This window comes from Nocardia caishijiensis NBRC 108228 (genome assembly GCF_001612825.1).
Taxonomy (GTDB): domain Bacteria; phylum Actinomycetota; class Actinomycetes; order Mycobacteriales; family Mycobacteriaceae; genus Nocardia; species Nocardia caishijiensis.
The window spans coordinates 162,989-174,886 of record NZ_BDBE01000034.1 but is presented as its reverse complement, the minus strand read 5'-3'; the positions used below and the strand labels follow the sequence as shown (position 1 = coordinate 174,886).

Sequence of the window (11,898 nt, the reverse complement as noted above, 5' to 3'; positions counted from 1 at the left end):
CCTTACATGGAGTGGTTACTTAACTGTTCCGTCGTACACAATCTCAAGTCGTAAATCATGAAAACATTGTTCTTCTGTTGCTAACCGCGCGAGGCCGGTGTAGCGTCCTCACCAACGGAGCGGCAACCGAACGGAACCGCTTCCGCAGCGCGAAAACCATTGCGCGCCAACCTGTTCACGCTGCGCCACCGAGCCCGGCAACCGCATCACGACACAGCCGGACAGTCCGTCCCGGCGCGATCTCACCTGACCTTTTCCCGATGAGGAGCCCGTCATGTCCTACCCTCAGCACACCAACCCCGGCGCGCCGCAGCAGCCCTACTACCCGCAGCCGCCGAAGAAGCGGAAGGTCTGGCCGTGGGTGCTCGGCGGCTTCTTCCTCGCGATCCTGGCCCTCTTCGGCGGGTGCGCGGCCCTCATCGGTGGCGCCGCCAAAGAGGTGGCCGAGAACGAGCAGGCCAGGTCGGTGGCCGCACCGGTCGGAACCGAGGTGCGCGACGGGAAGTTCGCCTTCACGGTGACGCGGGTCGACCCGCCGGTCCACACGGTCGGCGACAACCCGTACCTGCGCAAGACCGCGCAGGGCGAATTCGTCCTCGTCCACATCGACGTGACCAACACCGGCGATGTCGCCCAGCAGTACTTCGGTTCGAATCAGAAGCTGATCGACGATCAGGGACGTGAGTTCGCCAACGACACGGCGGCGGAGATCAATGTCAACGACGAGCTCGTCGCCGAGATCAATCCGGGCAACAAGATCTCGATGGTCCTCGTGTTCGACGTGCCGACCGGCACCAACGCGGCGGCCGTCGAGTTCCACGACTCGGCCTTCTCCAACGGTGCGCGGGTCGCCCTGAAGTAGACGATCACCCTCGGTGCCCGGCGGATACCGCCGGGCACCGAGCCGTGTCCATGCGGGAAAATGCCGGACATGACCGCCGACGACACGCGACCCGGCCCGCCGACCATGAGCCCGAGCATCCTGGTGATCACGCTGTGCCGACGGGTGGAGGCGGCACTGTCGGCGGGATTGGCGCCGTTGGATCTGACCGTGGCCCGACTGGGGTTGCTCGGGCACATCAACGGGGTGTCGGGCGCCTCGTTCAGCGAGCTGGCCCGGATGTCGGGCACGAGTGTGCAGAGCGTGCACACCTCGGTGAAGGCGCTGGTCGCGGCGGGGCTGGTGCGCGATCGGACAGCGCGGGCAGGTTCGGCGTCGACGATCGAACTCACCGAGGACGGTGCGCGCCTGCTGGCAGCGGCGCGAGAAGTGGTGTCGCAGGTCGACATCCAACTCTTCGGGCCCGACGCCGATCCGATCCAGCGGCGGGTTGGCGCCGCGATCCTCGCGGCGTTCTCGGGAGCCGCGTAGTACTTTCAACAACCATGAAGGTTGCGCTACGCTTCAACCATGTTGAAGGTTGGAGGTCGGTAGTGGAACATTTCCTGCTGTCTGTGCACGTACTCGCGGGCATCGTCTTCGTCGGCGGCTCGGCGGTCGCGACGAGTCTCTTCCCCCGCTACGCCCCGGTCGGCGTACCCGAACCCGATTCGGTGCGCAGCAGATCGGTGGCCGTCGCACTGCACCGCATCACGGGCAACTACGCGAAACTGGCGATCATCGTGCCGGTGGTCGGCATCATCCTGGCCACCATCCAGGGCCGGATGAACGAAATCTGGATCACCTCGGCCATGATCACCACGGCCGTGGCCGGTGGCCTGCTCGCGGTGCAGATCCATCCCATGCAGCGCCAAGCGCTCGACGAACCCGACGACGGCAAACGTCTGCGGATGCTGTCGATGCTCGCCGGGATCTACAACCTGCTGTGGACGGCGGTCGTCGTGCTCATGATCGTTCGCCCGGGTGGCTGAGCGCGTCGAGGACGACGGCGACGAGCTCGGCGGTCGAGGCGGGATTCTGACCGGTGTACACGCCGCGATCCGATTCCACGTGGGACGCGAAGGGTTCGGCGCGGCGATAGTCGACACCGAGTTCGGTGAGCCGGTCCTCGAGCAGCCAGCGGGCCCGGTCGGCCAGCCCGTTGAGCTGCTCCTCGGTATTGCTGAAGGCGGTCACGCGATAGCCCGCGAAGTCGTCGCCGGTGGCCAGCAGGGCGGCGGGACCGTGGCTGATCAGCGCCAGGGGCTTGCCCGCTCGGCGAGCATCGACGAGCAGTGCGGCGGAGTCGACGTTTCCGGCGAGGTCTTCCATGGGGCCGTAGCCACCCGGATAGTAGAGAGCGTCGACGTCGGCGGCGGTGATCTCGCCGAGCGCGACGGGTTGTTCGAGCACCGAGGCGCCCCTGATCGTTTCGGCGACCTCCTGGGCCGCGTCGTTGCCGCCGTTGGCATTCGGGGCGAGGCTGCCCAGGTCGACGGGCGGCACCACCCCGCCGGGCGTCGCCACGAGCACCTCGTGCCCGGCCTCACGGAAGGCCAGGTAGGCGATGGTGAATTCGGCGGCCCAGTAACCGGTGTAGTGCTTGGCGCCGGTGGTGAGACTCCAGCGGTCGGCACCGGTCATCACGAACAGGATCTTCGCCATCATCGCCTCCCGAACAGGGCCGCTCGACGTCAGGTGTGCTTGGCGCCGATGGTGTGCAGAATCTCGTGGATGATCGGGTCGGCGAGCCGATTGGTGACCGACCGGCCCTCCCGGCTCGACACCACACACCCCTCGTGCCGCAGCACGCGCAGCGCCTGAGAGATCGCGTTCTCGGTCCGTCCGATCGCGGCCGCGAGCTCACCGACGCTGATGCCGGGAGTGCGGTGCAGACAGAGCAGGATCTCGAGCCGGTTGGGGTCGGAGAGCAGGTCGAATCGTTGCGCCCAGGCGCGGATCTCGACGTCGCCGATCGCGCGCCTGCCGAGTTCGACGGGCGATCCGTCCAGTGTCCGTGGCTCTCCCATAACGAACCTCAGCTTAGTCCCCGCGCCGTGGCCGGACTATCATCTGTCCATCTGTTCAGATAAACAGCTAGGAACATCGTGATGCGAAGCCGGACCGTCGCGGGGGCCGCGTTCGCGCTGGTGCTCACCGCCTGCGGAGCGCCCACCGCGACGACGACCGATTCGATCGTCCTCGCCGATGCCGCCGAGCTGGGCGGCTACAACCCGATCGCCGGGTACGGGGCGGCGGGTGAGGCGAAGGTCTACGACGGTTTGTTGCGGCTCACCGGCGGTACCGGGATGCCCGGCTTCGCACCCGCGCTGGCGACCCAGCCGCCGACAGCCGAAGCGGGCGCCGCCGTGTGGACCGTCCCGCTGCGCACAGGGGTGCGGTTCAGCGACGGATCCGCCTTCGACGCGGCCGATGTGGTGGCCACCTACCGGGCGATTCTCGACCCGGCCTCGGCCTCGGAACTGCGTTCGTCGTACTCGATGATCGAGCGAGTCGAGGCCGTCGACCCCGCCACGGTGCGCTTCACGCTGCGCCACCCGTACGCGGCGTTCCCCACCAAGCTGCTCATCGGGATCGTGCCGTCCGAGGCGGTGGCCGTTCCGGGTCCCGCCACCGCATCGGCGCTCAACACGAAGCCGATCGGCACGGGGCCCTACCGGCTGACCTCGCTCGAACCGACCCGTGCCGTCTTCGAGGCGAACGAGAACTATTGGGGCGGCGCGCCTGCCGTACGACGGCTCACCGTGCTCCATGTGCCCGACGACAACACCCGCGCGCAGCGGATGGCGAGCGGCGAGCTGGACGGCACCTCGTTGCCGCCGCTGCTGGCCGCCACTTTCGCCGGGCGCGCGCCGATGTCGGTGCACGCCAACACCTCCGCCGACTGGCGCGGTGTCTCCCTGCCCGCCGGTGACCCGGTGGCCGGTGATCCCTCGGTCCGGCTGGCGCTGAACTTCGCGGTGGACCGGCAGGCCATGATCGACAACATCCTCGGCGGATACGGCCGCCCCGCCCACACACCGATCCCCGAGGTCTACGGCGACTCCCACGACCCCACGGTGTCTTTCGGTTTCGACCGGGCCAGGGCCGAGCAGGTCCTCGAGGCGGCGGGTTGGGTGCGCGGCGCGGATGGCGTCCGCGCGAAACAGGGTGTGCGGGCGCGGTTCACGGTGATGTACAACGCCACCGACACCCTGCGTCGTGACCTCGCCCTGGCTTTCGCCTCCGATGCCCGCCGGGTGGGTGTCGAGGTGGACCTGGAAGCGCTGTCCTGGGATCGGATCGAATCCAGGATCGAGCGGGCGGGCATCCTGCTCGGCGGCGGCGGCGAACCCTACGACCCGGACACCCAGGCCTACAACACGCTGCACACCGTCGACCCCGGTGCGGGCAGCCCGTACGACAACGCGAGCCGCCATTCCGATCCCGAGATCGACGCGCTCCTCGAAAAGGCGAGGCGCACCCTCGATCCGGCCGAACGGGCAGCGGCCTACCGTGCGGTGCAGGTCCGCTACGCCGCTGATCCGAGTCACGTCTTCCTCGTCCATCTCGATCACACGTACGTGGTGCGGGATTCGGGATGGACGATGTCGGGGCCGGTGCTCGAACCGCACGCGCACGGTGTGACCTGGGGACCGTGGTGGTCGCTGCAGACCTGGACACGCGGCTCGTGAGCGGTCGGGGAATCGCCCGGATGACGCGGCGGCGGGTACTGGCACTGGTACCGGTGCTGGTCGTGGTGTCGGCGGCGCTGTTCGCGGCGGCGGCGGTGTCACCGTTCGACCCGCTGGTCGGCTATCTCGGCGACCGCTACGAAAGCACCGGCGCCGCCGACCGCGCGGTGCTCGCCGGGCAACTGGGGCTCGACCTGCCCTGGTATCGGCTCTACGGCCGGTGGGTCGCCGAGCTGTGCACCGGCGACCTCGGGGTCTCACGCAGTTTCGCGCAGCCGGTGGGAGATCTTCTCGCCCAGCGTCTTCCGTGGACGATGCTGCTGGTGGTAGTCGCCATGACGGTGGCCGTCGGGGTGTCGCTCACCGTCGGGGTGGCCGCGGGGATGCGGCGCGGTGGACTGTTCGATCGGGTGGTCGGCGCCGCCTGCGTCGCCCTGCAGGGGCTGCCGCCGTTCGTCGTGTCGCTGGCCGTGATCGGTGTGTTCGCGGTGGGGCTCGGTTGGCTACCGCCCGCCGGGCTCACCGATGCGGGGGCCGAGATCGACGCGGGGCAGGTGGCGCGGCACCTGGTTCTCCCCGCCGCGGCGTTGGCGCTCTCGCAGCTGCCGTGGCTGGTGCTCGCGGTGCGGGAGACGGTCGCCGCCAATCGCGGTGAGGATTTCGTCGTCGGCGCGGTGACGCGCGGCATCGACACCGCGACCATCACCCGTCGCCACATCCTGCCGTCGTCGCTGGCACCGTTCGTCACGATTCTGGGTGCGCGACTGCCCGAGGTGGTGGTCGGCGCGGTGCTGGTGGAGGAGATCTTCTCCTGGCCCGGGGTGGCGGGTGCCTTCGTGCAGTCGGCGAAAGACCTGGACATGGCGTTGTTGGCCACGCTGACGGTCGCCGCCACGGGTGCGGTGCTGCTCGGTTCGCTGCTCGCCGACATCGCGGTGGTGCTGCTGGATCCGCGGGTGCGCGCCGATGGGTGACGGTGCTCGACGGCGCCTCGTCGTCGCCATCACGGTGCTGGCCGTGGTGCTGGGGTACGCACTGGTCGTGCCCTGGCTCGGCGGAGTGGACGACCGGCTCACCGATTTCGCCGAGGCCCGGCGGGCACCGTCGGGGCAGTGGTGGTTCGGTACCGATGCGGCGGGACGGTCGCTGTTCACGCGGATCGCGGCGGCGTTGCGCACCTCGCTGGTGGTCGCGGTGTGCGCGGCGGCGGTGTCGACGGTGCTCGGCGTGCTGGTCGGCGGGGTGTCGGCGCTGGTCGGCGGACGGGTCGACCGGATACTGATGCGCTTCGCCGACACCGCCAACGCTCTGCCGCACCTGCTGCTCGGCATCGTGATCGTCGCGCTGTTCCGGGGCAACACCCTGGCCGTGGTGTTGTCCATCGGGCTCACCCATTGGGTTCAGGTGGCCCGGATCGTGCGGGCGGAGAGCGTGAGCCTGCGCGAACGCGACTACATCGCCGCCGCCGTGCTCGCCGGAGCCGGACATACCCACCTGTTCACCCGGCACCTGCTGCCCGCGGTGGCGCCGCAAGCGCTGATCGCGGTGGTTCTGCTACTGCCGCACGCGATCTGGCACGAGTCGACGCTGTCGTTCCTCGGGTTCGGGTTGCCGCCGCACGAACCGAGCCTCGGCACGCTGCTCGAGGAGGCGCGGAGTTCGCTGTTGCTCGGCGGATGGTGGACCCTCGTGTTCCCCGCGGGTTTCCTGGTGGCGACGACGCTCGCCGTCGCCGTGGCGGGTTCGTCGCTGCGTGCAATCCTGGTGCCGCCCAAACCTTCCCGTATTCCGCGATGACCGACAAACTCGACGCGGACAGCCGGGAAACCACGCAGCGTCCCAGCGACAGCGGTCCGGGCGCGGACGGGCGGGCGACTCGTGGCTGCGCGGAGCGAATGCGGCAGGGTCTGCGTATCGACTCGCTGACCGTGCGGATCCCGGTTCGACGTGGCGCGGTCGTGCACGCGGTGAGTGAGGTGTCGCTCGACGTGGCACCGGGCACGGTGACCGCGCTGGTTGGTGAATCCGGGTGCGGGAAGTCGGTTGTCGCGAGTGCGGTGATGGGCACACTGCCGCCGGAGGCAGTTGTCGGCGGCGCTGTTCGGCTGGGCCTGGGTGACCGAGGCATCGATGTCGTCCGGCACCTCGGTTCCGCCGAGCCCGACAGCGTCGAGGAGCCGAGCCAGCGGGGAGCCCGGCGAGGACGCTCGTCTGTCGAACCCGGCGCACCGGGGCTCACTCGGCGCCGACGGATCGGCCTGCCGGGTGGGCGGCCCGCACGCGGACACCTCGTCGAGCCGTACCGGGGCAGGCATATCGCGCTGATCCCGCAATCGGCGAGCACGCACTTCACACCTGTCCGCACGATCGGCTCGCAACTCGCGGAAACGATTGCCGCGCTCGGCACTTCGCACACACCCGCCGACCTGTCGCGCCGGGCCGGGCTCGATCCCTCGGCACTCGACCTCTACCCACACCAGTTGTCCGGCGGGATGGCCCAGCGGACGGCGGTCGCCGCGGCGCTGGCGGGTGATCCGGCGGTGATCGTCGCCGACGAACCGACGGCCGGACTCGACCGCGACCACACCGATCGGATCGGCGCCCTGCTGCGTGCGTGCGCCGACGCGGGCGCGGCGGTCCTGCTCATCACGCACGATCTGAGCCACCTGCGGCGCACGGGTATCGCCGACACGGTGGCCGTCATGTACGCCTCCCGGCTGATGGAAGTGGGTCCGGCGGCCGAGGTCTTCGCCGATCCGTGGCACGACTACACGCGCGACCTGCTCGCCGCACTGCCCGAGAACGGGCTGCACCCGCTCCCCCACCCGCCACGGGAGCTGACGAACCTGTCCGACAGCTGCCCCTACGCGGGCGGGCCGACCACGCTGGTTCCGGTGGAGCAGCGCCTGATCCGACGCGCGAGGAGTTGACGTGCTGCACGCTGATTCGATCACCGTCGGCTACGGCCGCCCCGTCCTCGCGGACGTCTCGCTCACGATCGCACCCGGCGAGATCGTCGGGCTCGGCGGCGAATCCGGCTCGGGCAAAACCACTCTCGCCACCACCCTCGCCGGTCTGCGCACCCCCGACGCGGGGCGGGTGACGGTCGAGGGCACACCTCCCCGACGCGCACGCGGCACCGTGGCCATGGTCTTCCAATCACCCCGCGCGGCGACGAATCCGCACTTCACCGTCGCCGAGATCATCGCCGAGCCCACCCGAATGCACCGCCGCCCCACCGACATCCCCGCCCTCGCCGCCGCCGTCGGCCTCACCCCCGACCTGCTCGACCGCCGACCACACACCCTCAGCGAGGGCCAACTCCAACGCGCCTGCCTGGCCCGCGCCCTCGCCCAGCAGCCCCGCTACCTGCTCCTCGACGAACCGACCGCCATGCTCGACGCGGCGACGACCGCCGCCGTCATCCGCCTGGTCATCCAGCACGCCAGCACCCTCGGTGTGCTCCTCATCAGCCACGATCCCGCCCTGCTCGACGTGGCGTGCACCCGCGTGCACACCCTGCACAAGGGCACACTTTCTCCACAACTCCCTCAGGCGGGCCTCAGCGAACCGATCTAGCGTTGCCGCGTGACATCGACGCAGGGGACATGCACGGCAACGCGACGGAGTTTGAGCGGGTGGGGGCGCACCTCGCCGACTGTCGCCGAGGTACTGCGCACGCGCGATCTCGAGCTGATCGCCGAACGGGTGCGCACGGCGGGCGCGCGCGGGGTGATCGCGCGCGGGCTCGGGCGCAGCTACGGCGACCCCGCCCAGAACGGCGGCGGGCTGGTGGTCGACATGACCGCCCTCGACCGGATCCATCACATCGACCCGGACAGCGGGATCGTCGACGTGGACGCGGGCGTGAGCCTGGACGCGCTGATGCGGGCGGCGCTGCCGTCCGGCCTCTGGGTGCCGGTGCTGCCGGGTACCCGCCAGGTGACCGTCGGTGGCGCGATCGCCGCCGACATCCACGGGAAGAACCATCATTCGCAGGGCAGTTTCGGCAATCACGTCCTCTCGCTCGATCTGCTCACCGCCGACGGCGACCTGCGCACCCTGACACCCGACGGCCCCGACAGCGCGGTGTTCTGGGCGACGGTCGGCGGGATGGGACTCACCGGCATCATCACCGGTGCCCGAATCCGGTTGAAGCACACCGAGACCGCGTATTTCATCGTCGACAACGACCGCACCCGCGATCTCGACGAGACCATGGAATTGCTCACCGGCGGATCCGACGACGGCTACGACTATTCGATGGCGGTGCCCGACACCATTTCCACCGGGGCCAAGCTCGGCCGGGCGGGTTTCAGCCGCGGATCGCTGGCCACACTCGATCAGCTACCCCCGAAATTGCGCGCGCGGCCGCTGACCTTCGATGCGCCACAATTGTTCACAGTGCCCGACATCTTCCCGAACGGCATGGTCAACGCCGTCACCACGCGCATCGCCGGGGAGGCCGCGCACCGGATGTTTCCGCGCCGGGCGCGCGGTCGCATCCAGAATCTGACGCAGTTCTATCACCCGCTCGACCTGCTCGGGGAATGGAATCGCGCCTACGGCAAACGCGGTTTCCTGCAATACCAGTTCTCGATGCCGTTCGGCGCCGAACAGCAGCTGGCCGATGCCGTGCGCGCCATCGCCGAATCGGGCAACCATTCCTTCCTCAACGTGTTCAAACGCATGGGCGCGAGCAATTCGGCACCGCTGTCCTGGCCGCACCCCGGCTACATGCTCAGCCTGGATTTCGCCTTCACCGACGGCCTCGGCCGGTTCTGCGCCGAACTCGACGAACGGGTGCTCGCCGCGGGCGGACGCCTCTACTTCGCCAAGGACTCCCGCACGACCCCGCACATGGTCGAGGCCATGTATCCCCGCCTCGACGAATGGCGCCGAACCCGGGACCTGGTCGACCCCTCCGGCGTCTTCACCTCCGACCTCGCCCGCCGTCTGCGTCTGCTCGGCTGAGTCAGGCCAGGCGGATCCGCAGCGATTCGTAGGTGGGGATGAAGACTTTGCGCCGGTAGCGGCGGTGGACGATCTCCCACGGCCGCCCGGCGGCGGTGAGCGCTTCGAGCAGGGCGGTGAGCTCGGAGTGCACCAGTTGCGCGCCGAGGCACAGGTGGCGGCCGCCGCCGAACCAGAGCTGGCGGGTCTCGGGGTTGTAGTCACGGTGGACGTCGAAATCGCCCGCGGCGTTGTTGATGGTCCAGGTGAGGATCTTGACGTGGTCACCGGCTTTCAGGTCGCGGTCGGCGACGCGGACGTCGGCGGTCACCGACCGACCGACCAGATACGCGGGACTCGTCACGCGCAGGGTTTCGCGGACGGCGTCGGGCAGGCGATGGGGTGCGGCGAGCAGGGCACGGTGCTGATCGGTGTCGTGCATGATCGCGACCATCCTGGTCATGGCGCTGGCCAGGGTGTCGGTTCCGGCGACGGCCATGAGGATCGCCAGGCCCGCCGCGTGCTCGACCGCCAGACCGAGTTCGCGGCAGCGGCCGAGGGTGGTGTCGGGATCGGCCCGTTCATAGGCGACAGGGACATTGACGGCCAGCTGGGTGGCCAGTTCCCTGGCGCGTGCCACCGCCACCGGGTCGAGAGTGGTGGAGGCCATCGTGCCGAAACCCAGGTTGACCAGTTCCTCCACATGGTGGAACAGGCGAAGGAACAGGGCGTCCTGGTCGGCGTCGGGGTCGCCGCCGATGGCCGCGGCGATGTCCTCGGGCCGCATGCCGACCAGGTCGGACACGCTGCGACCGACGAGGATCTGCGCGCGGGCGGCCATGTCGACGGTCTCCCCCGCCGCCAGCCGCTCGCGCAGATCACGCAGGTCGGGGCCGATGACGCGGCGGACGAGGGCGTCGGTGTGGGTGAGGGTGAACAGGTCACGCACCTTGGTCCGCAGCTCGGTGTGGCCGGGGCCCTCGAACAGGTCACGCACCCAGTCACCGATCACCTGCGACCACCAGTGCCCGGCCGCGCCCTCGGAGACGATGCTGAAGTGGGTGCTGTCGTTGTAGATCTGGCGGGCGACCACGGGATCGGCGACGAACCAACCGAGTGCGGGCACTTTGCGCACGGGCCGCGCGACCCTTCCCACCAGCAACAAGCCCGGTAACCAGGGCTGACCTGCGGCGAGTAGGGTGAGTTCACGGCGACGAGCAGTACTCCACACCCCGGCAGAATCTAGCTGACCAGGCCCGATTAGTGAAGGTCTGTGACTAGGATCGGCGGGACGCACGGTGGCGGAGTCGGCCGTCGCGCGATAGCTGGAAGTGACACACATGGTGAGATCGACAATCGAAGCGATCGGCGCGTATCTGCCGTCCCGCGAGCTGACCACGGCGGAACTGATGAGCCGGCTCGCCGTCGAGGCGCCGCTGGATCTGGAGAAGGTCAGCGGGGTCAGGGCCCGGCGGGTGCGCGGTGACGACGAGGACTCGTTCACCATCGCCCTTGCCGCCGCCCGCACCGCGCTGGCGAATTCGCGCTACGAGGCCGCCGACCTCGACGTGGTGATCTCATGTTCGATCACCCGCACCCGCGGCACCGATTTCTGCCTCGAACCGTCGTTCGCGCTGATGCTGCGCAACACCCTCGGCGCCACACGCGCGATCCATTTCGACGTCTCCAACGCGTGCGCGGGCATGCTCACCGGAGTTCTGGTGCTGGACAGGTTGATTCGGTCCGGCGCGGTGCGGCGTGGCCTGGTGGTCTCCGGTGAGTGCATCACCCCGATCTCCGACACGGCGGTCCGCGAGATCTCCGCGAAGTACGACCCACAGTTCGCCTCGCTCACCGTCGGCGACGCGGGCGCGGCCGTGCTGCTCGACGCCACCGACGGGCCAGGCCTGGACTACGTGGAACTCAACACCAGCGCCGCCTACGCCGAGCTGTGCCTCGGTATGCCGAGCGACCGCAGCGCGGGCGTAGCGCTCTACACCGACAACCGGGCGATGCACAACGAATCGCGGTATCTGCTGTGGACCTCGCGTCAGCAGCAGTTCCTCACCGAGCGCGACTCGAGTTTCGCCGCCGAGGGGTACGACTATCTGATCCACCACCAATTCAGCGGCCCGGCAGTGGAATTGATCGACAAGATCGCCGAGCGCGAGTTCGACTCCGCGATGCCACCCCGGCTCGCCGTTCTCGACAAGTACGGAAACACCGCCTCGACTTCGCATTTCGTCGTCCTCTACGACGCGCTGCGGCACGGCCGGATCACCCCGAGGTCGAAGGTGCTGTTCGTGCCCGCCGCCTCCGGGGTGGTCGCGGGATTTTTGTCGGTGACACTGGGCGATCTTCGGGTATAGG

The 11,898-nt window shown here is 69.1% G+C and carries 13 protein-coding genes; 10 read left to right on the top strand and 3 right to left on the bottom strand.

Annotated features, from left to right (window positions below):
• Positions 1-274 precede the first annotated feature (274 nt).
• The 3 genes from NC7_RS19000 (at position 275) to NC7_RS18990 (ending at position 1,872) form a co-directional block, all read left to right on the top strand.
• Positions 275-862 carry a DUF4352 domain-containing protein gene (locus NC7_RS19000; RefSeq protein ID WP_167352439.1) on the top strand — a complete coding sequence of 196 codons (588 nt, stop codon included), beginning with the start codon at positions 275-277 and terminating at the stop codon, positions 860-862.
• A 69-nt stretch (positions 863-931) separates the two neighbouring features.
• Entirely contained in the window at positions 932-1,372 is a 441-nt protein-coding gene (locus NC7_RS18995; RefSeq protein WP_067985135.1) for a MarR family winged helix-turn-helix transcriptional regulator, read from the top strand.
• A 62-nt stretch (positions 1,373-1,434) separates the two neighbouring features.
• Positions 1,435-1,872, top strand: a complete 438-nt coding sequence (locus NC7_RS18990) for a hypothetical protein (protein ID WP_067984964.1) — start codon at positions 1,435-1,437, stop codon at positions 1,870-1,872.
• Here NC7_RS18990 and NC7_RS18985 read toward each other — a convergent pair.
• Together NC7_RS18985 and NC7_RS18980 are read right to left on the bottom strand one after the other, a co-directional pair.
• Entirely contained in the window at positions 1,847-2,548 is a 702-nt protein-coding gene (locus tag NC7_RS18985; protein ID WP_307613601.1) for a type 1 glutamine amidotransferase domain-containing protein, read from the bottom strand. The two genes, NC7_RS18990 and NC7_RS18985, sit on opposite strands and share 26 nt — an antisense overlap.
• Before the next feature lie 26 nt (positions 2,549-2,574).
• Complete coding sequence (locus NC7_RS18980) at positions 2,575-2,910, bottom strand: ArsR/SmtB family transcription factor (RefSeq protein ID WP_067491441.1); 336 nt, start codon at positions 2,908-2,910, stop codon at positions 2,575-2,577.
• Between the two features lie 81 nt (positions 2,911-2,991).
• Between NC7_RS18980 and NC7_RS18975 the strand changes: the two genes are divergently transcribed.
• The 6 genes from NC7_RS18975 (at position 2,992) to dprE1 (ending at position 9,549) form a co-directional block, all read left to right on the top strand.
• Positions 2,992-4,575 carry an ABC transporter substrate-binding protein gene (locus tag NC7_RS18975; protein ID WP_067984962.1) on the top strand — a complete coding sequence of 528 codons (1,584 nt, stop codon included), beginning with the start codon at positions 2,992-2,994 and terminating at the stop codon, positions 4,573-4,575.
• A gap of 20 nt (positions 4,576-4,595) precedes the next feature.
• On the top strand, positions 4,596-5,549 hold the full coding sequence (locus tag NC7_RS18970) for an ABC transporter permease (RefSeq protein ID WP_067985132.1): 954 nt from the start codon (positions 4,596-4,598) through the stop codon (positions 5,547-5,549).
• Positions 5,542-6,372, top strand: a complete 831-nt coding sequence (locus NC7_RS18965) for an ABC transporter permease (RefSeq protein WP_067984960.1) — start codon at positions 5,542-5,544, stop codon at positions 6,370-6,372. Before NC7_RS18970 ends, NC7_RS18965 begins: the two co-directional genes overlap by 8 nt.
• A gap of 98 nt (positions 6,373-6,470) precedes the next feature.
• Positions 6,471-7,505 (top strand): ATP-binding cassette domain-containing protein, encoded by a 1,035-nt coding sequence (locus tag NC7_RS18960; protein WP_067985130.1) that lies wholly within the window; start codon positions 6,471-6,473, stop codon positions 7,503-7,505.
• A gap of 1 nt (position 7,506) precedes the next feature.
• Entirely contained in the window at positions 7,507-8,154 is a 648-nt protein-coding gene (locus NC7_RS18955) for an ABC transporter ATP-binding protein (protein WP_067984958.1), read from the top strand.
• A 9-nt stretch (positions 8,155-8,163) separates the two neighbouring features.
• A complete protein-coding gene (dprE1, locus tag NC7_RS18950) occupies positions 8,164-9,549 on the top strand; it encodes a decaprenylphosphoryl-beta-D-ribose oxidase (RefSeq protein ID WP_067984956.1) in 1,386 nt (461 codons plus the stop codon).
• Between the two features lies 1 nt (position 9,550).
• Here the strand turns inward: dprE1 and NC7_RS18945 are convergent, their stop codons facing one another.
• Positions 9,551-10,663 (bottom strand): cytochrome P450, encoded by a 1,113-nt coding sequence (locus NC7_RS18945; RefSeq protein ID WP_236573482.1) that lies wholly within the window; start codon positions 10,661-10,663, stop codon positions 9,551-9,553.
• Positions 10,664-10,868: 205 nt separating this feature from the next.
• On the opposite strand from NC7_RS18945, the gene NC7_RS18940 reads away from it, so the two are divergent.
• Complete coding sequence (locus NC7_RS18940) at positions 10,869-11,897, top strand: 3-oxoacyl-ACP synthase III family protein (RefSeq protein ID WP_067984951.1); 1,029 nt, start codon at positions 10,869-10,871, stop codon at positions 11,895-11,897.
• The last annotated feature ends 1 nt before the right edge of the window (position 11,898 follow it).

Coding starts and splice junctions, on each gene's coding strand:
- NC7_RS19000 (WP_167352439.1), top strand. CDS start 275: ATGTCCTACCCTCAGCACACCAACCCCGGCGCGCCGCAGCAGCCCTAC.
- NC7_RS18995 (WP_067985135.1), top strand. CDS start 932: ATGACCGCCGACGACACGCGACCCGGCCCGCCGACCATGAGCCCGAGC.
- NC7_RS18985 (WP_307613601.1), bottom strand. CDS start 2,548: ATGATGGCGAAGATCCTGTTCGTGATGACCGGTGCCGACCGCTGGAGT.
- NC7_RS18980 (WP_067491441.1), bottom strand. CDS start 2,910: ATGGGAGAGCCACGGACACTGGACGGATCGCCCGTCGAACTCGGCAGG.
- NC7_RS18975 (WP_067984962.1), top strand. CDS start 2,992: ATGCGAAGCCGGACCGTCGCGGGGGCCGCGTTCGCGCTGGTGCTCACC.
- NC7_RS18970 (WP_067985132.1), top strand. CDS start 4,596: ATGACGCGGCGGCGGGTACTGGCACTGGTACCGGTGCTGGTCGTGGTG.
- NC7_RS18965 (WP_067984960.1), top strand. CDS start 5,542: ATGGGTGACGGTGCTCGACGGCGCCTCGTCGTCGCCATCACGGTGCTG.
- NC7_RS18960 (WP_067985130.1), top strand. CDS start 6,471: ATGCGGCAGGGTCTGCGTATCGACTCGCTGACCGTGCGGATCCCGGTT.
- NC7_RS18940 (WP_067984951.1), top strand. CDS start 10,869: ATGGTGAGATCGACAATCGAAGCGATCGGCGCGTATCTGCCGTCCCGC.